Source organism: Pantoea sp. BRR-3P, from assembly GCF_039621635.1.
In the GTDB taxonomy this organism is placed as follows: domain Bacteria; phylum Pseudomonadota; class Gammaproteobacteria; order Enterobacterales; family Enterobacteriaceae; genus Pantoea; species Pantoea floridensis.
This window is the reverse complement of sequence record NZ_CP155066.1, coordinates 2071356-2095386: the sequence shown is the minus strand read 5'-3', so window position 1 is coordinate 2095386 and position 24031 is coordinate 2071356. Positions and strand designations below refer to the sequence as shown.

Genomic DNA, 24031 nt, shown 5'->3' with positions numbered 1-24031 from the left:
AATGTACCTAAAACCCTACTATTGTCGGGTATTCCAGGGTTTGAGCGGGTTTTTTTGCAGGGCCATAATTGATCTGGAACGTTTTCTTGCCAGCTTTACAGTTAACCAGCCTTGTTACAACGCAATATGTGACAGATGTTTTGCTTAAAATCCTTTGCTACTCTTTGGCTTTGGCGTCGAAAAAGGGCGCTCAGTTAAACACCAGGCGAGAGGAAACACCATGAATCTTGATGATGAAGACCTTTTCCGGGATGCCATGGGTGATGTGACACCACTTAAAAATTGCGCCAATACTCAGAGGCTGCGTGCGCCTTCGCCTAAGGCACCGCGTGTGCCAGAGCAGAGCGAGGAGCAGGAAAACTTTCTGACGCGCGGCTTTCTGGACATTATCCCGCTCACCACCGCGCTAGAGTATAAAGCCGAGGGCATCCAGCAAGGCGTGCTGGATAAGTTGCGGTTAGGTAAATATCCCATTGATGCCAGTCTGAATTTACTGCGGCAGCCAGTTGAAACCTGCCGGCAATCACTGTTTAGTTTTATGCAGCAAGCCAACAAACACGGCTTACGCAATCTGCTGATTATTCATGGTAAAGGGCGTGATGATGAGTCGCATGCCAACATTGTGCGTAGTTATCTTGCGCGCTGGTTATGGGAATTTCCAGAAGTGCAGACGTATTGCATGGCTCGCCCGCAGGATGGCGGCGCAGGGGCGCTCTATGTCGGCTTGCGCAAAACCGACAAAGCGCGCCTCGAAAATCGCGAGCGGCATGCTAAGCACAGCCGCTAACTATGGAATTTGCGGATGGTCGCAATCAACACTTCAGCGCTAAGGCTCAAAGGACTGCCGCTGCGTGTAATGATGCCAACTGGCTCGCCCGGGCCCGGCGACGCAATCGGTAGTGCGCACAGCGCGTCGTGACTCAAATCTTCCTTAATTGCGCCTGAAGGTACAAACCACACATAGTCATAACGCAGCGCCAGCTGACGCGCCAGCGAGGTAGAGGAGGTTTCCACGCAGTTGGCCGGAAGGGTACAACCCTGTTCATTCAACATGTGCTGCGCAATGCGGCGCGGCGCGGTGCCTTCGGGTGAAATCACCACCGGCCATTGCATCGCCCGTGAAAGCATCACGTTGTCACTTAATAACGGATGATCTGGCCGCACCACAAGCTTGAGCGATTCCAGAAACAGCAGTTCATAAGTGAGTCCCGCCATCATTTCGCTGTCGGCCATGCGGCCGATCCCCACATCAAACTCGCCTGCACGCAAGCCCGCCAACAGCACATTATTATGCAGGGTAGCGACTTGCACGGTGGTATTCGGTTGCTGCTCGTGGAAACGATCGAGGATTTGCGGCAGCATACCCATGGCCGCCGTTGTGAGCGCGCCGAGGCGGATCACCACTGGGCGACCAGGCTGCGGAGCGTTAAAACTCTGCCCGGCATGATTCAGTGCATCCAGCACCTTCACGGCATGGATGAGGAATTGCTCACCCAAAGTGGTGAGCTGGGCGCCAAGGCGGCCGCGTTCGAACAGCCGCGCTCCCGCCAGTTCTTCCAGCTCATTAAGCGTTTTCGATAGGGCGGGTTGACTGAGATTCAGTGTCTCAGCCGCACGACCCAGTGTGCCCTGCTGCGCTACCGCAACAAAGGTATGTAAATGGCGCAAGCGAATGCGCTGATTGAAAAGGATATTTTTGTCCATACACTCAACATAATGAGTTCTGCCGAGCTGCGGCAATGGGGAAACTGAAATTATGTTAACCTGCCTGCAAAATAATATTAACAAAAATGCTGCAAAGTTAGGGTGCTAGCTAACCCCTTGTATTGATGGGGCTTTATAAAAATGACTTTTTTTGCATTATCGTTATGCCGCTTAGAATCAAGTGCTTATCGAGCAAAACATTGAATAATTCTCAATTACATCCAAATTTTCTGCCAGTTATTCTTAACGATGAGCTATGATAAGCGCCGTTTTTTTTACTAAAACTGATGCCCTAAACGGTTGAAAAGTGCAGGAGTCGTTAAGTGACCAGCGTTGAAGCAGTAGACGTTCGCCAGCTCATCAATCAGAGTGCGCTAAGCAGCTGGCAGAAGCGCTTAATTGCGCTGTGCTTCGTGGTGGTCGCGCTTGATGGCATGGACATTGCCCTCATGGGATTCATTGCACCTACGCTTAAAGCCAGTTGGGGAGTGACCAATCATCAACTTGGCATGGTGATCAGCGCCGCGCTAATTGGTCTGGCGCTGGGTGCCATGGTTGCGGGCCCGTTAGCCGATCGCTACGGCCGTCGCGTAATGATTTTGCTCAGCGTCCTCTTTTTTGGACTGTGGACGTTAGCCACCGCCATGGCACAGAACATCGAACAGATGATGCTGTTTCGATTCCTGACGGGGCTAGGGCTTGGCGCGGCGATGCCCAACGTTGGCACGCTGGTTGCTGAATATGCGCCTGAGCGCCGGCGCTCATTTATCATCACCGTTGTATTTTGTGGCTTCACCTTTGGCGCCGCGTCCGGGGGCTTTGCCGCCTCGTGGTTGCTACCACGCTATGATTGGCACTCTGTTATGCTGATGGGCGGCGTGCTGCCGCTGGTTGTACTGCCTTTTTTGCTGCGTGGCTTGCCCGAATCGGTCCGTTTTCTCATCAGTCGCTGCGCACCCGCCGCACGTATCCACGCCATTCTTGAACGCATGCTGCCCGGCGTCGTGCAGCCAAATAGTCATTATCAGAGTACTGAACTGCCAACGGCCCGCCGGGGATCTGTCGCCACGGTAGTGTCACGACGTTATCTGTTTGGCAGTTTGATGCTGTGGGGCGGCTATTTTATGGGGCTGTTCCTGGTTTATTTAATTGGTAGTTGGATGCCTTCGCTAATCAGCACGCTAGGTATGTCGGTGACGGAAGCGGCAATTGTTACCGCAATGTATCAAGCGGGCGGCACTCTCGGCTCGTTGTTTGCCGGTTGGTTAATGGACCGCATCAATGCCAATCTAGCGCTGGCAGCGATCTACTTCTGCGGCGGCATTGCTATTGTCGCGCTGGGTTTTTCGCCAGCGCAGGTCGGCCTAATGAGCGCCATCGCCTTCTTTAGCGGTTTCTGTTTTAACGGTGCTAACACCGGTATGAATGCGCTCTCTGCCAGCTATTATCCCACTCATGCGCGCGCGACAGGTTCCAGCTGGATGCACGGCGTGGGCCGCGTGGGAGCCATCATCAGCGCGTTTGTCGGCGCTGAGCTGTTAACTCTCGGCTGGTCATTTAGCCAAATTTTTCTGCTGCTGGCGATTCCTGCGGTACTGACTACCGTCATGCTGGTATTGAAATGCCGCTTTGGTGACCATCCAACCGCCATTGAGTGACAAGGCGATCACAGTTCCACGAAATTCTCACCCAGCGCTAAAGGGTTGATCTACAGTAGCAGCAGCCCTTTAGCCCAAGGTGATGATGATGCCAAACTTCCTTAGCAGCGATGCGATCCGCACGCTTTTCTCTCAGGCGATGTCAGCCATGTATCAGCAGGAAGTGCCTCAATATGGCACGCTGACGCAGCTGGTCATCGCTGTCAATGAACGCACGCTGGAAGCTAATCCCGCGTTAAAAAACCGTCTATCGGCGGCTGATGAGCTCAGTCGGCTGAGCGTGGAACGTCACGGCGCGATTCGCGTTGGCACAGCAGAAGAACTCAGCACGTTGCGCCAGATGTTTGCCGTAATGGGGATGGAAGCGGTGGGTTATTACGATTTGTCACAAGCTGGAGTGCCGGTGCACTCCACGGCATTTCGCCCCGTAAGCGACCGTGCGCTGCGGCACAATCCGTTCCGCGTGTTTACCTCATTGCTGCGTCTGGAGTTAATTGACGATGCGGCATTGCGCGCTAAAGCCGCGGCGATTCTTGCCGCACGCGATATCTTTACGCCTGGCTGCCGCGCGCTGATTGCTCAACATCAGCAGCAGGGCGGTCTCAACGCGAATGATGCCGCCCGTTTTGTGCAGGAAGCGCTGGAAACCTTCCGCTGGCACGCGCACACCACGGTGGATAGCGGTACCTATCGCGCGCTCAGTGAACAGCACCGCCTGATCGCGGATGTCGTGTGTTTTCGCGGTTGCCATATCAACCATCTGACGCCGCGCACGCTGGATATTGATCGCGTGCAAGCGCTGATGCCCTCGCGCGGCATCGATCCCAAAACCCTGATTGAAGGCCCGCCGCAGCGCCAGGTACCGATCCTCTTACGTCAGACCAGCTTTAAAGCGCTGGAAGAAGCGGTACACTTTAACGACGGCACGCCGGGTACCCATACCGCGCGCTTCGGTGAGATTGAGCAGCGTGGCGCAGCACTGACGCCGAAAGGACGCGCGCTGTACGATCGGTTGCTGGCTGAAGCCGGCACCGGTAGCGACAACCAGCATCATCAGCAGCATCTCAGCGCTGTGTTCCGTGATTTCCCCGATGATGAAGAAACGTTACGTGAACAGCAGCTGGCCTGGTTCCGCTATCGCCTGACCGAGAAAGGGACGGATGTGCCGCCGCGTGCAGGTGAAAGCGTGGCACAATTGCTGGCAGAAGATCGCTTAGCCGTCGAACCGATCGTTTACGAGGATTTTTTACCGGTCAGCGCTGCAGGAATTTTTCAGTCGAATTTAGGTGATGTGGCACAAGCACGCAGTGCGGGCAATGCCAGCAAAGCCGAGTTTGAAAGCGCGTTGGGTGTAGCGGTACTGGATGAAATGGCGTTGTATCAGCAGATGCAGCAGCGCAGTCTGGAACGCTGTGGTGTTGCATCGGCGTAAATAAGAGAGCCGGTCTGTGAAGTTCAGCAGACCGGCTGCTTTTCTTATGGTTATTGCAAGCGCGAATCCCGCACCAGCGTGTACTTCCCAGCCCCTAAAAACATAATGGCGAGTGCGCCAAGCAGGTAAAGTGCCTCTGTCTCCAGTGCCCAGGCACCGACATCAGTGCGATGCCAGACGTCGCCCATTTTTACCAGCAGTGTCGCAACAATCATATTCACCGCAATAATGAACGCCGCAGGGCGGGTCATTAATCCGATGATAACCATTACGGGTGCCGCTATTTCCCCGATGTAAGCACCGTAAGCGATGAAACCTGGCATGCCTTTGACACTGAGCATGTGCGCGATCCACCCCACGCCATGCACCGCTTTGAATGCGCCATGAAACAACAGCAGCCCGCCAAAGGTTAACCGTAACAGCAATTTACCGAAGTCCGGGTGATCGCTCATCCGGGTGAACATCTGGTTGATTCCACCAAACATGCTGTCTCTCCGCCGCGCCAGGTTAACTTGCAACCTTAAAACAAATGGTCGTCTTAGGGTTAACCAAAATATTTGATGAGGTTGTTCAAAGAATCACACCGCGTTTCGGCTTAATCTGCAAATGCTTTCAGAACATGGACATTCGCACAAGGCCTGCAAATAATGGAACGATGCTTTATCAGGGAAGCCGAGATGAAAAATGAACGACGTCTGAGGATCATGACAGCAGAGGGTGAACTCAGAGGCCTGATGGATGAAGATCTTTTTGTCTTTAAGGGAATACCTTACGCAGCAGCGCCGACCGGCGCCTTACGCTGGCGTCCTCCGCAGCCGGTCCAGCCCTGGCAAGGTGTGCGGAATGCAACGGAATGGGGCGCGGCGAGCTGGCAGAATCGCGATTTTTGTGTGGCGGCAGGCGGCGGTGATCCGGGATGTTTCAGTGAAGATTGTCTTTACCTGAATATCTGGACACCGGATGTTGAACCATCGCGTCCGTTGCCGGTAATGGTCTGGCTGCATGGCGGCGGTTTCACAATGGGTGCAGGCAACCTCGATCCTTATCGTGGCAAGGCGTTGGCGGCACAAGGCGTGGTTGTCGTCACGTTAAACTATCGACTTGGCCACTTCGGTTTCTTTGCGCACCCCGCGCTTGATGCGCAATATCCGGTCGGTGGTGTTATTAACAACTTCGCCTTACTCGATAAAATTGCCGCGTTGCAGTGGATTCAACGCAATATTCCGGCCTTCGGTGGCGATCGTCATAATATTACCCTGTTTGGTGAATCATCCGGTGCGCGCAGCGTATTATCGCTGTGCTGTTCGCCACTGGCCGAAGGGTTGTTTCATAAAGGCATCGTGCAAAGCGCTTACAGTCTACCGGATGTGCCGCAGAAGCAGGCACAGCAACTCGGGCTACAGGTCGCCGCGCATTTCAATTTGCCAGAAAACGCCAGTGCAGAACAATTACGCGAACTGCCTGCCGATCGGTTCTGGCCACTGGAGCGTCCGCTGGCGTTAGCACCGGTTCCCATCAGCGGTGATGCTGTCTTGCCCAAACCGATGCTGCACACCTTTATGGCGGGCAAACAGCATCGCATTCCTTTGATGATTGGCAGCAACAGTGATGAAGCCAGCGTGTTGGATTATTTTGGCGTGGATCCCACCGCGGTATTGAAACAGATGCGTAGCAAGAACCGCATCAGCTATCGCCTGATGAAATGGCTTTATGATCTGCACGATGATGCACTGCTCGGTCGCGCGGTGGCGCGCGACATGGCCTTTACCGTATTGCCACTGATCGTGGCGCAATCACAATACAATATTGGCATGCCGGCCTGGCGCTATTGGTTCGACTATGTTTCGGAAAATGCGCGCGACCTTTATCCGCACGGCACCTGGCATGGCAATGAAATTCCTTATGTTTTCAATACGCTCGATACCTTCACGCCGTTGACCGAGCGCACTTACAGCGCACAGGATAAAGCGTTTGCTGCTAAGGTCAGCGCGTATTGGATCGCTTTCGCTCGTGAAGCCAGCGAGTTTAGCGCTCATTTACCGGGAGAGGTGGACTGGCCGGTTTGGCGTGCGGGCGAGGACATCACGCTAGCGTTAGGCGATCGGGGCAAAGCAGAGGCGGTATTGAAGAAAAAATTTATGCGTGGCCGGCTGCGTTTGTTCCGCCTGATGATGCGTAGCCATGTAAAGCTTTAGTTAGCTTGCTAATGGTGCAATTGCGCAAATGATTTTTTAAGGTAAATTTCACGCTATCTTACTGATAAGTATTACAAGCTAGCTTTAGTAACCTCAATTAGTGAGCAATTTATTAGCTTCCAAAACCGTTACATTTTCCCTTTCCCATGCCGATAAACGCAATATGCCCGATTTAATCGGGCCTCCTTCGCGTTTCACACCAAGGGATTATGTATGGGTATCTTAAAAAACTTCACGATTCGCGCCGTCATGCTCACCATTCTTGGGCTGTTTTGCCTGCTGTGGTGCGCTGTCGGATTGTTTAGCGTCCACTCGTTGAACGCTCTGGGCGACGGTAATGAGATTGACCGCCAGTTAGTTAATCAAATGACGGTATTAAGCAAAGGAAATGACCAATATTTTCGCGTAGTGACGCGCCTGTCGCGCGTGATGGAAGGTCGGGCATCGGGCGCACCAATCAAAGGCGAGGCCTTCACACCGGTGCAGCAGGCATTAGATAACATGAAAAGCCTGCTGACTCAGTTCAAAGCAATGGCTCCCGGTCCAATGGACGAGGAAACGGCCAACAGCGTAATCGTTAACTGGCAGAAATTGCTGGATGAGGGCATTGCGCCGCAGGTTGCTTTGGCGCAGCAGGGTACGCTTGAGGCCTACCGCGCGCAGGCGAATAACGTTACGCCGCCGCTTAGCCGTGCTTTTGGTGCCAGTGCTGAAGCCTTCAATAAAGCCGCCGGCAGTAAACTGGATGAGACGCGGGTGACCGTTGATAAGCTCACCAGCATCACCAAAGCGATCATATTGGTGGCGGTGGTGATTGGCCTGGTCATCCTGCTGTTTACCGATCGTTATCTGGTGGCAATGCTGGTGAAACCGCTCGAGCGCGTGCGTAACCATTTTTCCATCATTGCGCAGGGCGATTTGAGTCAGCCGGTGGCAGAGTTTGGTCGCAACTGCGTTGGCAAGCTGGTGCCATTACTCAGTGCCATGCAGGACAGCCTGCGTGAGGCGGTAAGCGCCATTCGCAGCGGTACCGAAAACATCTATCGCGGTGCGGCTGAAATCTCCTCAGGTAACAACGATCTCTCTTCACGTACCGAAGAGCAGGCCGCCGCGCTAGAGCAAACCGCAGCCAGTATGGAGCAGCTCACCGCCACGGTAAAATTCAATGCTGACAATGCACGTCAGGCTAGCACCCTGGCAGAAACCGCAACCAGCACCGCGCAACAGGGCGGAAGATTGGTCGGTGAAGTGGTGACTACCATGCAAGGTATTTCCGGCAGTTCGAAAAAAATCGCCGAAATCACCAGCGTCATTAATAGCATTGCCTTCCAGACAAATATTCTGGCGTTAAATGCCGCGGTAGAGGCCGCACGCGCGGGTGAACAGGGACGTGGCTTTGCCGTCGTCGCGAGCGAAGTGCGCAACCTGGCGCAGCGCAGTGCGGGTGCAGCTAAAGAGATCGCGACATTGATTGAAGATTCCGTGCAGCGCGTAGAGAAAGGTTCAGAACTGGTGAGCAGCGCCGGCAGTACCATGCACGATATTCTTAAGTCGGTGCAGGACGTTAATGAAATCATGAAGCACATCGCTGCCGCTTCGGAAGAGCAAAGCAAGGGAATTTCGCAGGTTGGGACTGCGGTGACGGAGATGGACAGCGTCACGCAACAAAACGCCTCGCTGGTTGAGGAGGTTTCTGCCGCCGCCAGCGCGCTGGAGCGTCAAACACAAGAGCTACAAGCCTCTGTGGCAAAATTCCGGTTATCGGACAACACACCCGCGAGCAACATGCCTTTATCGCCAGCTGCCCCGGTACTGCGTCGCCCGGTGTTATCTGGTGCCAGCGTTCAGCCTAAATCGACCACCGACGAGTGGGTTTCCTTCTAAGGCTGCGCTAACCACGCCACCAGTTCCGGCAGGAACGGTGGCGCATCTTTTTCCGCTCTCTGCAACAGACTGTAGGTTGCGCCGGTTGCCACACTCGCGGCGAACGGCGCGATTAATCGACCGTTCGCCAGGTCATTCTGTACCAGGGTGACATCCGCTACCGTGACGCCAAATCCCTGAATCGCTGCGCTAATCGCTAAATCCATGGTGGCGAAATGCTGGTTGCGCGCCATAGGCAGCGCTGCTTCAACACTTGTCAGCCACAATTGCCAGTCGCGCATATCCTGCGTGGGATGGAGAAACGTAAGCTTTGCCAGTTCGGTGACCTGGGTGGGCGGCGTAACGCTGCTGGCCATTACCGGTGTTAAGCGCTCCTCAAACAGACAAAGCGAACCTGCGGGCGTTGCGCCAAACACAATCGCCGCATCAAAATTCTCGAGCTGCGAGCCATGATCGAGCGTGGTGGTAAGCGCAACGTGAATGTCAGGCCGGTGCTGTTCCAGCGCCACCAGACGCGGCACCAGCCAACGCATAGCGCAGGTGGGTGCTTTCAGGCGAATCGAGGTATTGCTGCGGCTGGCTTTTTCCGTTGCATTCACCAGCAGCGCAAAGCCTTGCTGTAGCTCCGGCAGCAACGCAGCGCCTTGCTCGGTGAGATGCAGTCCACGCGCGTGACGCACAAATAATGGGAATCCAAGCCAGCTTTCTAACGTTGCAACTTTGCGACTCACTGCGCCTTGAGTAATGCAGAGTTCACTGGCAGCACGCGTCAGATTCAAATGGCGTGCAGTCACCAGAAACGCGTGAATGGCATTCAGCGGCAGAGCGGAACGGGACATAACAACCTCAAGCTATGATTTTTAATCATGGCTATTATGACAACAATTCGCTTGTCGACTCAAGCCACACGCCGTTGAATAGAAATCTATTTTCATTACGTGGTTATGCAACTTTACGAGGCAACGATGACCCTGAATAGCAGTGTTAACATCTCTTCCAAACAGCCTGATGTCGGCACGACGATTTTTAGCGTCATCGGCCAGCTGTCGGCGCAACATCAGGCTATTAACCTTTCGCAAGGCGCACCGAATTTCCCCTGCGATCCGCAGTTGGTGGAGCTGGTAAGTAAAGCGATGCGTGAAGGCCACAACCAATATGCCTCAATGACCGGCTTGCCGGCGCTACGCGAAGCGCTGGCCGAGAAAGTTCACACGCTGTATGGCCAGCAATATGATGCCAGCAGTGAAGTGCTGATCACCGGCAGCGCCAGCCAGGGCATTTATATGGCGATCTCGGCGCTGGTGCATCCCGGCGATGAAGTGATCTTCTTCGAACCGGCCTTCGACAGCTACGCGCCGGTGGTGCGTTTGCAGGGCGCGACGCCAGTCGGGCTGAAGTTGCAGGTGCCCGATTTCGCCATCGATTGGGATGAACTGCGCGCCACCATTACCCCGCGCACCCGCATGATCATCATCAACACGCCGCACAACCCCAGCGCACAGGTGCTGTCAGCGGCAGATTTGGATCAGCTCGCCGCGCTGACGCGCAACACCGATATTGTGGTGCTGTCTGATGAAGTCTACGAACACATTCTGTTTGATGGTCGCCAGCATTGCGGCATGGCAACGCATCCGGAGCTGGCGCAGCGTAGCGTGGTGGTTTCGTCCTTTGGCAAAACCTTCCACGTTACCGGCTGGCGCGTCGGCTATGCGCTGGCGCCGGCCGCGCTGATGGAGGAGATCGTTAAAGTGCATCAGTTCATGATGTACGCCGCTGATACGCCGATGCAGGTTGGCTTTGCTCACTATCTGCAACAGCCGCAAAACTACCTGCAGCTATCGTCGTTCTATCAGGAGAAGCGCGATCGCCTGCTGACCTTGCTGCAGGATTCACCGTTTAAGCTGCTGCCGAGCGCCGGCTCATTCTTTATGTTGGCCAGCTACGGACATTTCAGTGACGAGAGCGATAGCGAAATGGTAAAACGTCTCATCGTCGATCACGGTGTGGCCACCATTCCGTTATCGGCGTTTTATATGGACGGCACTGACAATAAATTAATTCGCCTGTCATTCGCAAAAGACGACGCAACACTTCAGGCCGGTGCAGAAGCGCTCTGCCGGGTCAAAGGGTAACTTAGGGGTAAATATAATGAAAAAATTGAACGCACTGTTTGTCGCTCTCGGCATGCTGACCTCGGCGCACGCGCTGGCACAGGGAACCTTACGCTACGGTCTGGAATCGCAATATCCGCCGTTTGAAAGCCGCAATGCGCAGGGTGAACTGGAAGGTTTTGATATCGAACTGGGTAAAGCGATTTGTCAGGTAGGTAACTTCGATTGTAAGTGGGTGGAAAGCAGCTTTGATGCGCTGATCCCGGCGCTGCAGGCGAAGAAATTTGATGCCATTAACTCAGCGATGAACATTACTGAAGCGCGAGCCAAAAGCATTGATTTCACCAAGCCGATCTACCGTATTCCCACCATGCTGATTGTGAAAGAGGGTGAGAAGCTGCAGCCAACTGCGGAGTCGCTGAAAGGCAAAAATATCGGTGTGCTGCAGGGTTCCATCCAGGAAACCTACGCGAAGAAACATTGGGAAGCGCAGGGCGTAACGGTGACCTCTTACCAGGATCAGAACCAGGTTTACAACGATATGGTGGCAGGGCGTCTCGACGGCACGCTGGTGATGTCTGCAGCCGGTCAATCAGGCTTCCTGGACAAGCCGCAGGGTAAAGGTTTCGCCTTTGCCGGCAAGCCGGTTGAGGATGACACCATTCTTGGCAGCGGCATTGGCTTTGGTCTGCGTAAAGGGGATACCAGCCTGAAGCAAGAGCTGGATGCGGCCATCACTAAGGTGCAAAGCGATGGAACCGTGACCAAGCTGGCAGCGAAATTCTTCCCAGGCATTGATGTGTCAGCTAGCAAATAATGTAAAAAAGGTCGCCAAACAAGGCGACCCCAATCCAACCGTAAGGTCGTCATTTATGACGACCTTTTTGTATTATTTCGCCGCTAAATAACACAGCGCTTCCGCCACCTGATACGACTTCACAAACGATGGAACCGGTAAAAACTCAAAGCGCGAATGGAAATTGTGCGCGCCGGTAAAGAAATTCGGCGTCAGCAGACCTTTCGCTGACAGCGCGGCACCATCGGTGCCGCCGCGCATCGGGATCACTTTCGGTTCCACGCCCACTTGCTCCAGCGCGGCAAAAATCAGGTCAATTGCGCGACGATCTTCACCAATCGCATTGCTGATATTGCTGTAGGTATCGTTAATGGTCAGCGCCACATGTCCGGTGGGATAACGCGCGGCAATCTCATCGGCCACCTCCACCAGCTGCTGCTTCCTGGCGTCAAAACCTTTCAAATCAAAATCTCGAATTGAGGCTTTCAGCACGGCACGGCTGGCATTGGCATTCATATCGTTAAACCAGATATAGCCTTCGCGTCCTTCAGTGTGTTCGGGTGTGGCAAGGCGATCAAATTGCGCGATAAAGTCATGCGCCATCAGCAGCGGATTAACCAGCACGCCTTTGCCTGACATCGGGTGCGCCGGTACGCCGGTAAACACCACTTCTGCCGCGGCGGCATTAAAGTTTTCATACACCACCTCGCCCAGCTCACAGCAGTCGATGGTCCAGGCGAAATCGACGTTAAAGCGCTGCTCCAGATCCAGCGCTTTGGCACCGCGCAGGCCAATCTCCTCATCGGGAACAAAGGCCACCACGATGTCACCGTGATCGCCCTTTAAATTTTCCAGCAGCGTCATCACTACCGTCACCGCCGCTTTGTTATCTGCGCCGAGCACGCTGGTGCCATCGCTGAAGATAATGTCCTGGCCAATGTAGGGTTGGATTTCCGGATGTTCAGCAACGCGCAGCCAGATATCCTGCGTACGATTCAGGCAGACATCATCGCCGGTAAATGTCAGGGTTTGCGGGTGGATGTCCGGTGAAAGACCCACATCCACGGTATCGATGTGGGTGATAAAGCCAATACGCGGCGCAGCAGGACGATTGCCTGGTTTTACGGCCGTTACCGTGGCGTGCTTATCGATCACGATATCCTGCAATCCCAGTTCGCCGAGCTCCTTTGCCAGTAATTCTGCCATCGCATGTTGCGAAGGCGTACTCGGCAGCGTGGTTGATTTGGCATCGCTCTGGCTGGAAACCGCCAAATAACGGTAAAAACGCTGGGTCAATTGGCTGGCAAGTTGGTCTGTCATCACAATTCCTTATTAGCATTGCGGCGTCTGTAGTACGCGTGCTGGTTAAATCATGTTATTTATTAGTCAGATGAACATTAAATAACGAAGCTGACTCATGGAAGTCAATAAAAAGCGAGGATAATGATGAAAAAAGTGATGGCAAAACTGACGCTCACGGCACTGGGATTAGCGGTTGCCGGCGGGGTTTCGGCGAAAACGCTGGTTTATTGTTCAGAGGGATCGCCGGAAAACTTCAACCCGCAGTTGTATACCTCGGGCACCAGCGTGGATGCCAGCGCCGTGCCGATTTTCAACCGCTTGGTTGATTTCACTCCGGGTACAACCAAACTGGTGCCGAGCCTGGCCGAGAGCTGGGATATCAGCGCGGATGGTACGGTTTACACCTTCCACTTGCGCAAAGGGGTAAAATTCCAAAGCAACAAGCTGTTTAAGCCTTCGCGCGACTTCAATGCCGATGACGTCATTTTCTCGTTTATGCGTCAGATGGACCCGAAAAACCCCTACCACAATGTCTCTGGAGGTAACTACGCTAACTTTGAAAGCCTTGAGTTGGCGAAGCTGATCAAAAATATTGAAAAAGTCGATGACAACACGGTGCGTATCACCCTGGCACATGCCGAAGCGCCATTCCTCGCCGATTTGGCGTGGTATTTCGCCTCAATACATTCGGCTGAATACGCCGACCAGATGCTGAAAGCCGGAACGCCGGAAAAAGTGGATATGGAGCCCATTGGCACCGGACCGTTTGAGCTGGTGCAGTACCAAAAAGATTCGCGCATTCTCTATAAAGCCTTCCCCGAGTATTGGCAGGGCAAGGCGAAGCTCGATCGTATAGTGTTCTCCATCACGCCGGATGCGTCGGTGCGTTACGCCAAGCTGGAGAAAAATGAGTGCCAGATTATGCCGTTCCCCAATCCGGCCGATCTGGAGAAGATGCGCGCCAATCCTGACTTAACCCTTGAACAGAAATCGGGCCTCAACACCGGTTTTCTCTCTTTCAACACCACCAAAGCACCGCTGGATAACGTTAAAGTACGTCAGGCACTGGCGATGGCGATCAACAAGCAGGCGATCATTGATGCCATTTTCAAAGGCACCGGCACCGTGGCGAAAAACATCCTGCCGCCAGACGTGTGGAGTGCGGATAAAGATCTGAAGGATTACGACTACGATCCGGCGAAAGCCAAAGCGCTGCTGCAGGAAGCGGGTATCAAGCCGGGTACCGAAATTGCGCTGTGGGCAATGCCGGTACAAAGACCGTATAACCCCAACGCACGTCGTATGGCAGAGATGATCCAGGCCGATTGGGCTAAATTGGGCATCAAAGCCAATATCGTGAGCTATGAGTGGGGCGAATACCTCAAGCGCGTCAAGGATGGTGAACATCAGGCGGCGTTGATGGGCTGGACCACCGCAACCGGTGACCCGGATAATTTCTTCGGTCCACTGTACAGCTGCACGTCAGCTAACGGCGGCTCCAACTCCTCGAAATGGTGTTATCAGCCGTTTGAGAAGATCATCACCGACGCGCGGGCTGAGCAGAATCATGACAAACGCGTGGCTCTTTATCAGCAGGCGCAGCAGATGATGCACGATCAGATGCCTGCGGTGATGATTGCTCATTCAACCATTTTCGAACCGGTACGCAAATCGGTGAGCGGCTATCAGGTGGATCCGTTCGGTAAGCACATCTTCTATCCGGTGGATATTAAGAACTAAATTACGGCTTCCAGCGCTGACGTAAAGGCTCTTCCAGCGCATCAAGTTGCTGTAGCAAAAAAGTGAGAAACACATTCAGGGCGGCGCTACGGGGCCGCCCTGAATGCGTCTGCAGCTGCAAGGTGCGCTGGCTCAGCTGATCAATGCCCACCGAGCGCAATATCAAACCGTGCGTTTCAGCTTCCTGCAGTACGGTAAAGGCACTGCAAATAGTCACTGCCTGCGGCGTGCGTAGCAGAAATTGAAATAGCATGGAGAAGGTATCGCAGGTCATTACCGGCTCTACCAGGCAGCCGCTCATGTGGCTGGCGAGTTCAAACAGCTGCCGTACCGTGGTGTTCTGCTGCGGCAATGCCAGCGGATAGTGGTTCAGATCGGCCAGCGTGACATGTGAAGCTTTGGCTAAGGGATGGCTGTGATGCATCACAATGAGTACTGGAGCAGGCCACGAACCCACAACATCAACGCCCCGTTCAGCGTGCAGGCTGAACTGCAGGGCCACATCACAGTCGCCGTTGCGCAGTGCTTCCGCCACGCCTTGCGTGCTTAACACCTTTACTTCAAACAACACGCCAGGATTGTGAACGCGAAAGTCTGCAATCATGCGCGGTAAAAGGGTAAATGCCAGTCCATCGGTACAGGCGATGCGAATCAGCGTGCGGCGCACCGCGTTTAATCCTTTAATTTCCGCTAGCGCGTACTCCATATCCAGCATGTTTTTATGCACGTGGTGCGCGAAGATTTCTCCAGCCTCATTCAGCGCCATTCCGCGTGCGTGGCGGTCAAATAGCGGTGCGCCAACCTGCTTTTCCAGCCGTTGAATTTGGCGACTAATAGCGGAAACGGCAACAAACAGCTGTTGACTGGCCGCGCTTAGCGAGCCGGTATTAACGACGGCGAGAAAATAGCGGATTTCAGTGCTTAACATGCAGACGCCTCATCGTGGAGCATGCCTCATAACCGGGCAGGCGAGTTTTGCTTTAAAAGCAAATGTTACTCGATAATTTGATAATTGTGGCAAAGCAGAGTTTCCGTAAAGATGAAATTACGACAAAACAATAAAAGACAGAGCAAACATGACGGCACAACAAGCGGTGCAACAAGCCAGCGCCTATTTTGATAGCGGGGAATTCCAACGTATTTTGGCGCGTCGCGTCGCCCAGCGCACAGAGAGCCAGCGACAAGATCGTGATAGCGAATTACAGCGTTACCTGCAGGATGAAATCGGCCCACAGCTGATTGCGCTCGGCTTCACCTTGCATTTTATCGACAATCCGGAAGCCGCCCATCGACCGTTCCTCGTGGCGGTGCGCATTGAGGATCCCGCTCTACCAACGCTGCTCAGCTACGGTCATGGCGATGTGGTGTTTGGCGATGATGAAAACTGGCGTGAAGGTTTATCACCGTGGCAGCTGGTGGAAGAGGGCGATCGTTGGTATGCCCGGGGTAGCGCAGATAATAAAGGCCAGCACTGCGTCAATCTGGCCGCGCTTGAGCAGGTTTCCCAGGCGCGCGGCGGCAAGCTGGGCTTCAACTGCAAAATACTGTTTGAGATGGGCGAGGAGATCAGCTCGCCAGGCCTGGCGCAGCTGTGCCATCAGCACAGTGAATTGCTGCAAGCCGATCTGTTTATCGCTTCCGACGGTCCGCGTCTCAATGCGATTCGCCCAACGCTTTTTCTGGGTTCACGCGGTGCCGTTAACTTTCGTTTGACGGTTAACGCGCGTGATAACGCCTATCACTCTGGCAACTGGGGCGGCTTACTGACCAACCCCGGCACGCAGCTGGCTAATGCCATTGCTTCGCTGGTCAACGCGCAGGGCGTATTGCAGGTTGATGCGTTGAAACCCAACTCACTCACGCCGCAGGTGCGCGAGATTCTGGCGGATATCGAGGTCGGCGGCATGCCGGGCGATCCCGCTATTGATGCCAACTGGGGCGAGCCAGGGCTTTCGCCTACTGAGCGGCTGTATGGCTGGAACACGCTGGAAGTGTTGTCATTTCTGACGGGCAATCCGGCGCAGCCAATGAACGCGATTCCAGGCAACGCAACCGCAGTATGCCAGCTGCGCTTTGTGGTTGGCACCGATTGGGAGCACCTTGCGCAGCATATTAGCGCCCATCTGCAACGACACGGTTTTGGCTACGTGGACGTTGAGTTCCTGCGCGGATCGCCCGCGACACGTCTCGATCCCACCGATCCGCTGGTCAATTGGGTGCTGACCAGCATGGCGGAAACGTGCGGCAAGAAACCGGCGCTGCTGCCCAATCTCGGCGGTTCGCTGCCGAATGAGGTGTTCTCCGATATTCTCGGCTTGCCAACGCTTTGGGTGCCGCACTCCTATCCGGCCTGCGGCCAGCATGGCGTGAACGAGCACATGTTGAAATCAATTGCCCGCGAAGGTTTGCAGATCATGACGCGCCTGCTGTGGGATCTGGGTGAGCGGGGAACCGAACTGGTGGCGCAGCATCGTGCGCACGTGGGAGGTGGGCGATGAGCAGCGTGAATACTACCTTGTCATTGGGTACCACCAAACCTAATCTGCATAAAACCCTGTTTGCTACCTGTATTGGCAACGCGCTGGAGTGGTTCGACATCGCCGTCTACGGCTTTTTCGCCAGCTACATCGCGCATGCTTTCTTCCCCACCAGCGATCCCTCGGTTTCAATGCTGCTGACGTTTGGCAGCTTTGGCGTATCGTTCCTGATTCGTCCCTTGGGTGCCATTGTGCTGGGCAACTACGCCGATCGCCACGGACGCAAAAAAGCGTTGCTGCTGTCGATTAATCTGATGATGCTCGGTGGCGCGGTGATTACCTTTATGCCGAGCTACAGCAGCATTGGTGTGATAGCGCCATTGCTGATTTTGCTGGCGCGCCTGGTGCAGGGATTTTCAGCCGGTGGCGAATTTGGTAGCTCGACGGCCTTTCTGGTGGAGCATTTTCCGGAGCGCAAAGCTTTTATTGCCAGCTGGCAGTTCGCCACTCAGGGTGCCAGTACCTTGATGGCGTCAGCATTTGGGCTGGGATTGACGCAGGCTCTCACAGAAAGCCAGATTCAGGAGTGGGGCTGGCGAATCCCCTTTGCCTTTGGTCTGCTGATTGGTCCGCTGGGGATTTATATACGCCGTCACGTCCATGAACCCGCAAGCTTCGCCGAACACAAACCGGAAGCCGCGCCGCTGAAACGCCTGTTGGGTCGACAAAAAGAGCTCATGCTGTTGGCGATCGGCCTGATGGTGATTTCGACTGCCGTCAATTACATGCTCAACTACGTGCCAACCTATGCCACTAAAAATCTGCACTTGTCGGGGAGCGTCGCGTTCACTGCCACGCTGTTGGCGGGGGTGATTTTAACGGTAGTGACACCGATTATGGGCCTGTGGGCGGAGCGCGTAGGACGTGTGCCGCTGATGTGGGGTTCACTGATTCTGCTGATCGTCACCATCTATCCGGCGTTTAAGCTGGTCGTGGAGCACGCCACGCCAACCACGCTGATTCTGCTGGTGTGCTGGATGGCGCTGCTGAAGTCGATTTACTTCTCAACGGTGCCTTCAGTGATGGCGGATCTCTTCCCGATCGGCACGCGCGCCAGCGGCATGGCCATTAGCTATAACGTGGCGGTAACGGTGTTTGGTGGTTTTGCGCCGCTAATCTGTACCTTACTGATTAGTGCGACCGGCACCAGTCTGGCGCCGGGCTATTATCTGATGGCGATGTCACTATTAAGCGGTCTGGCCTTGCTGCGCAGCCAGAAGCGCGTCTCGTAATGATTTTCCGGTGCGCAGCAATGCGCACCGGGTTTTCCTCATGAGAACTGCAAATAGGCGACGTGCGTCTGTAGAAACTCTTCTAACCCGTGACGTCCATCGGCGCCCCCAATCCCCGACTTGCGCCAGCCCGCGTGGAAACCTTGCATCGCTTCAAAATTCTCGCGGTTGATGTAGGTCTCTCCAAACTTCAGCTTACGCAGTGCCACCATTGCGGTATTCAGATTTTGCGTATAAATCGATGAGGTAAGGCCGTATGCGCAATCGTTGGCCAGCGTGACGGCTTCATCAAGCGTTTTAAAGCTCATCACTGGCAGCACCGGTCCGAAGATTTCCTCTTGCATGATCTCCATATCCTGACGCACGCCAGTAATAATGGTGGGTTCAAAATAGAAGCCTTTATTGCCGGCACGTTTGCCGCCCAGAACCACTTTGCCGCCATCAGCGACCGCTTTTGCAACTTTGTGTTCAACGCGCTCCAGCGCGGCGGACGTAATCAGTGGGCCCATATCAATGTCGTTTTGCTCAGCTGGATTACCGAACTTCACCTGCTGCATCGCGCAAGTTAGTGCGCTGATAAAGCGGTCGTAAATGCCCTCCTGCACGTAAACACGCTCAGCACAGTTACACACCTGCCCGGTGTTGATTACGCGCGAACTGACAATGGCTTTAACCGCTAAATCCAAATCGGCATCATTCATCACGATTGCTGGTGCTTTTCCGCCCAGCTCCAGCGACACTTTGGTGACATTTTTCGCCGCTGCTTCCATGGTTGCGATGCCGGCGTTGACGCTGCCGGTCAGGCTCACCAGGCCCACCTTCGGGTTGCCTGCTAGCTCCTGGCCAATTTCCGGGCCATAGCCGTAAACAAAGTTGATCACGCCTTTTGGCAGGCCAACCTGATGAATAATCTGCGCGAAAATTGCCGCATTGTTCGGCGTCAGTTCACTGGGTTTGATCACGATAGTGTTGCCGGTCACCAGCGCAGGCGCCGCTTTACGCGCAATCAGGAAGAAAGGGAAGTTCCACGGCAGGATGCCAGTGGTGACGCCGATGGCTTTTTTGAAAACAAAGATGTTTTCATTGGGACGATCGCTGTTAATGATCTCGCCGTCATAGCGGCGCGCCCATTCAGCCATGTACTCAAGATAATCGGCGGTGAATAGCACTTCGGTTTGCGCCAGGCCTTGCGTTTTGCCACCCTCAGCAACGATAGTCGCGGTCAGTTCCGGCTCGCGCTGGCGAATAGCTGCCGCAATTTTGCGCAGCCAGTTTCCGCGCTCCACGGCGGGCAGGGCTTCCCAATCAGGTTGCGCCGCTTCGGCGGCGTGAATCGCCTGCGCGGCATCTTGCCTACGCCCTTCGGGTATGCGCGAAAGCAATACTTCTGTCGCCGGATTAATAACTTCTATCCATTTATCATTCTGGTCGGCAACAAATGCGCCATTAATATAATGTTGGTGATGTGTTGTCATATGCAGGCTCCCCGCGATCGTTTTCGTTAAAATTCTGTGAAATAAAGAGTGAAACAGATCAGGGTGTCGCACCTTTTCGTCATTGCCAGGACGAAGGGTGGGATGGCAAAGAAGGGAAGAAGAGCGTGACGGACGCAGCATTCCTGGCGAAATGCCGCGTTTTCAGGTGGTTAGTTGCGCCTGGGCAAATGTTAAATTGTTATCAGGAACCCGGTACAGCTGCACCACTTACAATAAACCACGCTAGAAAACTAACGCCGGCAATAATGATGGCAATGGGGAAAAGCAGTCCGATTTTCATAATAATCCCGTGAGTTATGCGAGTTGAACGATCGCGCGATGGGTTTTCATCATACTGAACAGCTGGAATTGCGTTGCGTCATCAACCTGACGCAGATGTTCACCTTTTTGATAATGAATACTGTGGACGTGTCCCAGCTGGCGCCACACCACAATCACCGACGCCAGCAGGGCGCAGTTCTCTTCGCTCTGCAGGCAATCAATCGTGGCGTAATGTGCCTCATCCAGTCCATTAATAAAGACGTTGAGCGCCTGCGCTGGCACGACAGCGCGGATGTCATCGAGCATCACGCGACTCACCGATTGCGACAGCAGCAGCCTCAATCTTTTGGTATTCATCTCAATCCTTCGTCCTGATGATTTTCCCAACGTTATACGGATTATTTGTCAGCGGGGAAAGCCTGGCGCACGGCTTTGTGTGACTGCCATGTTAAAGGACGCTTTGGCAGTGAAGTAAATACTGTGCTGATCGACACAACAAAAAATAAAAATATGCTGAATAATAAGCTACTTATCAAAATCATCCGCTGCCCTGCCTGCAAATGCGATTTTGTGATCCTTATGTTGATGACCCCCCGAATTTTGCCAGTCACCTGCGCTTTCCGGCAGCCATTCAAAGGCTGAGCGAAAGCGGCTCACCGTAGACTGCCGGTAATCGGGAGACCGCCGGTTTCCTGTTGGCCTCAACCTTACGAAGGAATAACAATGAACAGTGCCATCATTGCAGGTATTTTCTGGCATCTGGTGGGTGCCGCCAGTGCCGCCTGTTTTTATGCTCCATTTAAGCAGGTGAAAAAGTGGTCTTGGGAAACGATGTGGTCGGTCGGGGGTATTATGTCATGGCTGATTCTGCCTTGGGCGGTCAGCGCCGTCTTGCTTCCTCACTTCTGGAGTTACTATGGCAGTTTCAGTTTTTCACAGCTGATGCCGGTCTTTCTGTTTGGTGCCATGTGGGGCATAGGCAATATCAATTACGGTTTGACCATGCGCTATCTGGGGATGTCGATGGGCATCGGTATCGCCATCGGTATCACCTTAGTGGTAGGAACCCTGATGACACCGCTGCTGCAAGGGCGTTTTGTCGAGTTGTTCAGCTCGGCAGGTGGACGAATGACACTGCTCGGCGTGTTTGTTGCGCTGATCGGTGTAGGAATCGTGTCACGTGCTGGTCTGTTGAAGGAGCGTGCGCTGGGTATCAATGCCGAAGAGTTCAACCTGAAAAAAGGACTGGTGCTGGCGGTCATGTGCGGCATCTTCTCTGCGGGCATGTCGTTTGCGATGGATGCCGCGAAGCCGATGCATGAAGCCGCTGCCAATTTAGGTATCAATCCCCTCTATGTGGCATTGCCGAGCTACGTGGTAATCATGGGCGGTGGTGCGTTGGTGAATTTGGCTTACTGCTTCATCCGCCTGGCGGTAAAAAGCGATTTGTCTGTGCGTCGTGATTTCTCGGTCGCTAAGCCCATGCTGCTTGCGAATATTGCCTTTGCCGTGCTGGGCGGCACCATGTGGTATCTGCAATTCTTTTTCTACGCATGGGGCCACGCCAAAATCCCAGCGCAGTATGACTTCGTCAGCTGGATGCTGCATATGAGTCTTTACGTGCTGTGCGGCGGCTTGGTCGGATTGGTGCTGAAAGAGTGGAAATCGGTGGGGCAACGTCCAGTACGCGTCCTTTCTCTGGGTTGTGTGGTGATTATCATTGCCGCCAACATTGTGGGTTTAGGCATGGCGGCCTGATGAATAGCCTGATGCGCCAAATGGCGTGTCAGGCTTTGGCCTTTTCTGATAAGAGTTCTCGCTGCGGCAGGAAGCGCTGCCGCCAGGCACTCGGCGTTAATCCCGTTTCACGCGTAAACACCACCGAAAAGTAGTTGCTGTCATCAAAGCCACACCGCGCCGCCACTTCACTGATTAATCCCTCTTGCGTCCGTAACAGATATTTCGCCTGACAAAGCTGGAGCTGTCGTAAATAGTGCCCAACGGTCATCCCCGTTTGCTGACGAAAAAGCTGTTTTAATGCGCGTTCACTTAACTGATTCTGTTGACAAAAAAGGGATAAATCGAAGGGGCGACTGATGGCACCTTGCAGCGCCGACATCAGGAGATCAAGCTGTTCGCCTTCCGGCAGTGCCCAGGGGCGATCGGCTGCATAACCGTGCCGCCGCAAAATGAGCGCCAGCTGTAAAAACAGGGCTTCAGAGAGCTGTATCGAAAGTGAATCACTTTTACGGCTTTCGCGTTCTAGCTGACTAATTACGCCGCGAGCCAATGCCATACCGCGCGTGGTTAAGCGCCAGCAACCGGGAGAATTCTCTTCCTGTGGAGGCAGCAGCTGACTCCAGTCGAGGCCAAGGCGAAAGCGATCGCGACAGTAAAGTATATTGTCGAGCGCCAGATCGTTGACGCTGTCATAGCTGTGGCAATCATTGTCATGGATGTAAAACACATCGCCGCAGGTCACTAACCATGGACGATCGTTTAATACATGCAGGCCGTTGCCGCGCCAGACAATGACAATTTCACTGAACTCATGGCGATGTGGCGGAAAGGAGGGCTGCGGCATGCGCTCGGCCACGGCAATCGGCAGATTGGTGGCCGGGAAATAGTCTTCGCGCGTTAAGAGCAACGGCATGAGAAAACACTCCGGTTATAGCATCTGCTGGCGCTCCGCTCGGGGCGCGCAGCCAAATTCTCGCCGGAACAGCGTGGAGAAGTGGTTACTGTCACCAAACCCACACTGATAGGCGATGTCGGTAATGCGCATATCGCTATGACGCAGTAAATGCCGCGCCTGTAACAGGCGTAGCCGATTAAGGTAACGCTGTGGCGTATTGCCGGTTTGCTGCTTCATCTGACGGTGCAGGGTACGCAGCGACAACGAAAAACGATCGGCCAACGCATCCCACACAATATCTTCACTGTAGTGTTCATTGAGCCAGTCAAGCAACCGGTGCAAGCGTGCTTCCTGGTCCTGAGAGTGATCGTTGTGAGCCGCTTCGCGCAGCAGCACCAGCAGTTGCAGAAAGAGCTGTTCCTGGTGTGCGTGGCGTTCCAGCGACCAGCCACCCTGCTGCTTCATCTGCGTCACAATGTGCAACGCTTGCGCCATGACTTTGTGATTAATGCGCCAATGCGAAGCGTAGTTATCCTCTTCCTCACGAGGCAGCAACGCCTGCAACCCGGAAAGAAATCGAAATGAGGCCGGGCTACGGTAAAGCACATTGGTCAGGCACAAATTTTCGGTTTGCTCATACAGGTGGCGGTCGTGATCGCGAATAAAGCATACGCATCCGGCAGATAACGCCTGCGGCTGACCGTTAAACACATGAATACCTGAACCTTGCTCCACCAGCACAATTTCATGGAAATCATGATGATGTTCAGGAAACGCCTGCTGTGGCACGCGTGGCTCAATGGCGATGGCGTAATCCCCGGCTGGGAAGAAATCTGCGCTATGTAGAACAGTCATGGTTCGCCTCTCATTTGACTCAACTGCAGCCGAGTCTACGCAGGCGCCCCGCAGCTTACCTTGAATTTTGAACTGTGTGACGCAGGAAAATGGCTAATTTTTCAAGATCTCATCGGCGAATGACGGAAATGCGGCAAGGCTCACAACTCTCTACTTATCGGGTTATGTGAGCTTTCTCACGAACTTCTTTGTC

21 protein-coding genes are annotated in these 24031 nt (G+C 54.0%); 11 read left to right on the top strand and 10 right to left on the bottom strand.

Features of this window, described 5'->3' with window-relative positions; genetic code table 11:
• Positions 1-220 precede the first annotated feature (220 nt).
• A complete protein-coding gene (smrA, locus tag AAGR08_RS09650) occupies positions 221-787 on the top strand; it encodes a DNA endonuclease SmrA (protein ID WP_345829809.1) in 567 nt (188 codons plus the stop codon).
• On the opposite strand, the gene AAGR08_RS09645 is transcribed toward smrA, so the two are convergent.
• Positions 784-1704 carry a LysR substrate-binding domain-containing protein gene (locus tag AAGR08_RS09645; RefSeq protein ID WP_345829808.1) on the bottom strand — a complete coding sequence of 307 codons (921 nt, stop codon included), beginning with the start codon at positions 1702-1704 and terminating at the stop codon, positions 784-786. The genes smrA and AAGR08_RS09645 overlap by 4 nt on opposite strands.
• 323 nt (positions 1705-2027) lie before the next feature.
• Between AAGR08_RS09645 and AAGR08_RS09640 the strand changes: the two genes are divergently transcribed.
• Together AAGR08_RS09640 and AAGR08_RS09635 are read left to right on the top strand one after the other, a co-directional pair.
• Complete coding sequence (locus AAGR08_RS09640; RefSeq protein ID WP_345829807.1) at positions 2028-3362, top strand: aromatic acid/H+ symport family MFS transporter; 1335 nt, start codon at positions 2028-2030, stop codon at positions 3360-3362.
• A gap of 88 nt (positions 3363-3450) precedes the next feature.
• Positions 3451-4794: a VOC family protein gene (locus AAGR08_RS09635; RefSeq protein ID WP_345829805.1), complete on the top strand. Its 1344-nt coding sequence runs from the start codon at positions 3451-3453 to the stop codon at positions 4792-4794.
• 50 nt (positions 4795-4844) lie between these two features.
• Here AAGR08_RS09635 and AAGR08_RS09630 read toward each other — a convergent pair whose 3' ends face one another.
• Entirely contained in the window at positions 4845-5279 is a 435-nt protein-coding gene (locus AAGR08_RS09630; RefSeq protein WP_097097395.1) for a DoxX family protein, read from the bottom strand.
• A gap of 192 nt (positions 5280-5471) precedes the next feature.
• On the opposite strand from AAGR08_RS09630, the gene AAGR08_RS09625 reads away from it, so the two are divergent.
• Both AAGR08_RS09625 and AAGR08_RS09620 read left to right on the top strand, forming a co-directional pair.
• On the top strand, positions 5472-6989 hold the full coding sequence (locus AAGR08_RS09625; RefSeq protein WP_345829803.1) for a carboxylesterase/lipase family protein: 1518 nt from the start codon (positions 5472-5474) through the stop codon (positions 6987-6989).
• 213 nt (positions 6990-7202) lie between these two features.
• Positions 7203-8873, top strand: coding sequence for a methyl-accepting chemotaxis protein (locus AAGR08_RS09620; protein ID WP_345829801.1), 1671 nt, complete (start codon positions 7203-7205; stop codon positions 8871-8873).
• On the opposite strand, the gene AAGR08_RS09615 is transcribed toward AAGR08_RS09620, so the two are convergent.
• Positions 8870-9712, bottom strand: coding sequence for a LysR family transcriptional regulator (locus AAGR08_RS09615; protein WP_345829799.1), 843 nt, complete (start codon positions 9710-9712; stop codon positions 8870-8872). The genes AAGR08_RS09620 and AAGR08_RS09615 overlap by 4 nt on opposite strands.
• 126 nt (positions 9713-9838) lie before the next feature.
• Between AAGR08_RS09615 and AAGR08_RS09610 the strand changes: the two genes are divergently transcribed.
• Positions 9839-11005: a methionine aminotransferase gene (locus AAGR08_RS09610; protein ID WP_345829797.1), complete on the top strand. Its 1167-nt coding sequence runs from the start codon at positions 9839-9841 to the stop codon at positions 11003-11005.
• A 16-nt stretch (positions 11006-11021) separates the two neighbouring features.
• Complete coding sequence (locus tag AAGR08_RS09605; protein ID WP_345829795.1) at positions 11022-11801, top strand: transporter substrate-binding domain-containing protein; 780 nt, start codon at positions 11022-11024, stop codon at positions 11799-11801.
• Positions 11802-11873: 72 nt separating this feature from the next.
• Here AAGR08_RS09605 and pepT read toward each other — a convergent pair whose 3' ends face one another.
• Positions 11874-13100, bottom strand: coding sequence for a peptidase T (pepT, locus tag AAGR08_RS09600; protein WP_097097389.1), 1227 nt, complete (start codon positions 13098-13100; stop codon positions 11874-11876).
• 126 nt (positions 13101-13226) lie between these two features.
• On the opposite strand from pepT, the gene AAGR08_RS09595 reads away from it, so the two are divergent.
• On the top strand, positions 13227-14822 hold the full coding sequence (locus AAGR08_RS09595; protein ID WP_345829794.1) for an ABC transporter substrate-binding protein: 1596 nt from the start codon (positions 13227-13229) through the stop codon (positions 14820-14822).
• 1 nt (position 14823) lies between these two features.
• On the opposite strand, the gene AAGR08_RS09590 is transcribed toward AAGR08_RS09595, so the two are convergent.
• Positions 14824-15750 carry a LysR family transcriptional regulator gene (locus AAGR08_RS09590; protein ID WP_345829792.1) on the bottom strand — a complete coding sequence of 309 codons (927 nt, stop codon included), beginning with the start codon at positions 15748-15750 and terminating at the stop codon, positions 14824-14826.
• A gap of 148 nt (positions 15751-15898) precedes the next feature.
• Between AAGR08_RS09590 and AAGR08_RS09585 the strand changes: the two genes are divergently transcribed.
• Both AAGR08_RS09585 and AAGR08_RS09580 read left to right on the top strand, forming a co-directional pair.
• The gene (locus AAGR08_RS09585; RefSeq protein ID WP_345829791.1) at positions 15899-17320 is read left to right on the top strand and encodes a M20 family metallopeptidase; all 1422 of its coding nucleotides are present in this window, start codon (positions 15899-15901) and stop codon (positions 17318-17320) included.
• Positions 17317-18591: an MFS transporter gene (locus AAGR08_RS09580; RefSeq protein WP_097097385.1), complete on the top strand. Its 1275-nt coding sequence runs from the start codon at positions 17317-17319 to the stop codon at positions 18589-18591. The genes AAGR08_RS09585 and AAGR08_RS09580 overlap by 4 nt, the downstream gene beginning before the upstream one ends.
• Before the next feature lie 38 nt (positions 18592-18629).
• Here AAGR08_RS09580 and aldA read toward each other — a convergent pair whose 3' ends face one another.
• The 3 genes from aldA to AAGR08_RS09565 all read right to left on the bottom strand — a co-directional run bounded on the left by aldA (position 18630) and on the right by AAGR08_RS09565 (position 20705).
• Positions 18630-20066, bottom strand: a complete 1437-nt coding sequence (gene aldA / locus AAGR08_RS09575; RefSeq protein ID WP_097097384.1) for an aldehyde dehydrogenase — start codon at positions 20064-20066, stop codon at positions 18630-18632.
• A 202-nt stretch (positions 20067-20268) separates the two neighbouring features.
• Positions 20269-20367 (bottom strand): YoaK family small membrane protein, encoded by a 99-nt coding sequence (locus AAGR08_RS09570; RefSeq protein WP_141400252.1) that lies wholly within the window; start codon positions 20365-20367, stop codon positions 20269-20271.
• A gap of 14 nt (positions 20368-20381) precedes the next feature.
• On the bottom strand, positions 20382-20705 hold the full coding sequence (locus tag AAGR08_RS09565; protein WP_097097383.1) for a hypothetical protein: 324 nt from the start codon (positions 20703-20705) through the stop codon (positions 20382-20384).
• Positions 20706-21071: 366 nt separating this feature from the next.
• Between AAGR08_RS09565 and rhaT the strand changes: the two genes are divergently transcribed.
• Positions 21072-22106 (top strand): L-rhamnose/proton symporter RhaT, encoded by a 1035-nt coding sequence (rhaT, locus tag AAGR08_RS09560; RefSeq protein WP_097097382.1) that lies wholly within the window; start codon positions 21072-21074, stop codon positions 22104-22106.
• 28 nt (positions 22107-22134) lie between these two features.
• Here the strand turns inward: rhaT and rhaR are convergent, their stop codons facing one another.
• Complete coding sequence (rhaR, locus tag AAGR08_RS09555; protein WP_345829789.1) at positions 22135-23001, bottom strand: HTH-type transcriptional activator RhaR; 867 nt, start codon at positions 22999-23001, stop codon at positions 22135-22137.
• A gap of 15 nt (positions 23002-23016) precedes the next feature.
• Positions 23017-23838 carry an HTH-type transcriptional activator RhaS gene (rhaS, locus tag AAGR08_RS09550; RefSeq protein WP_097097380.1) on the bottom strand — a complete coding sequence of 274 codons (822 nt, stop codon included), beginning with the start codon at positions 23836-23838 and terminating at the stop codon, positions 23017-23019.
• Positions 23839-24031: the final 193 nt, after the last annotated feature.

Coding starts and splice junctions, on each gene's coding strand:
- smrA (WP_345829809.1), top strand. CDS start 221: ATGAATCTTGATGATGAAGACCTTTTCCGGGATGCCATGGGTGATGTG.
- AAGR08_RS09645 (WP_345829808.1), bottom strand. CDS start 1,704: ATGGACAAAAATATCCTTTTCAATCAGCGCATTCGCTTGCGCCATTTA.
- AAGR08_RS09635 (WP_345829805.1), top strand. CDS start 3,451: ATGCCAAACTTCCTTAGCAGCGATGCGATCCGCACGCTTTTCTCTCAG.
- AAGR08_RS09630 (WP_097097395.1), bottom strand. CDS start 5,279: ATGTTTGGTGGAATCAACCAGATGTTCACCCGGATGAGCGATCACCCG.
- AAGR08_RS09625 (WP_345829803.1), top strand. CDS start 5,472: ATGAAAAATGAACGACGTCTGAGGATCATGACAGCAGAGGGTGAACTC.
- AAGR08_RS09620 (WP_345829801.1), top strand. CDS start 7,203: ATGGGTATCTTAAAAAACTTCACGATTCGCGCCGTCATGCTCACCATT.
- AAGR08_RS09615 (WP_345829799.1), bottom strand. CDS start 9,712: ATGTCCCGTTCCGCTCTGCCGCTGAATGCCATTCACGCGTTTCTGGTG.
- AAGR08_RS09610 (WP_345829797.1), top strand. CDS start 9,839: ATGACCCTGAATAGCAGTGTTAACATCTCTTCCAAACAGCCTGATGTC.
- AAGR08_RS09605 (WP_345829795.1), top strand. CDS start 11,022: ATGAAAAAATTGAACGCACTGTTTGTCGCTCTCGGCATGCTGACCTCG.
- pepT (WP_097097389.1), bottom strand. CDS start 13,100: ATGACAGACCAACTTGCCAGCCAATTGACCCAGCGTTTTTACCGTTAT.
- AAGR08_RS09595 (WP_345829794.1), top strand. CDS start 13,227: ATGAAAAAAGTGATGGCAAAACTGACGCTCACGGCACTGGGATTAGCG.
- AAGR08_RS09590 (WP_345829792.1), bottom strand. CDS start 15,750: ATGTTAAGCACTGAAATCCGCTATTTTCTCGCCGTCGTTAATACCGGC.
- AAGR08_RS09585 (WP_345829791.1), top strand. CDS start 15,899: ATGACGGCACAACAAGCGGTGCAACAAGCCAGCGCCTATTTTGATAGC.
- AAGR08_RS09580 (WP_097097385.1), top strand. CDS start 17,317: ATGAGCAGCGTGAATACTACCTTGTCATTGGGTACCACCAAACCTAAT.
- aldA (WP_097097384.1), bottom strand. CDS start 20,066: ATGACAACACATCACCAACATTATATTAATGGCGCATTTGTTGCCGAC.
- AAGR08_RS09570 (WP_141400252.1), bottom strand. CDS start 20,367: ATGAAAATCGGACTGCTTTTCCCCATTGCCATCATTATTGCCGGCGTT.
- AAGR08_RS09565 (WP_097097383.1), bottom strand. CDS start 20,705: ATGAATACCAAAAGATTGAGGCTGCTGCTGTCGCAATCGGTGAGTCGC.
- rhaT (WP_097097382.1), top strand. CDS start 21,072: ATGAACAGTGCCATCATTGCAGGTATTTTCTGGCATCTGGTGGGTGCC.
- rhaR (WP_345829789.1), bottom strand. CDS start 23,001: ATGCCGTTGCTCTTAACGCGCGAAGACTATTTCCCGGCCACCAATCTG.
- rhaS (WP_097097380.1), bottom strand. CDS start 23,838: ATGACTGTTCTACATAGCGCAGATTTCTTCCCAGCCGGGGATTACGCC.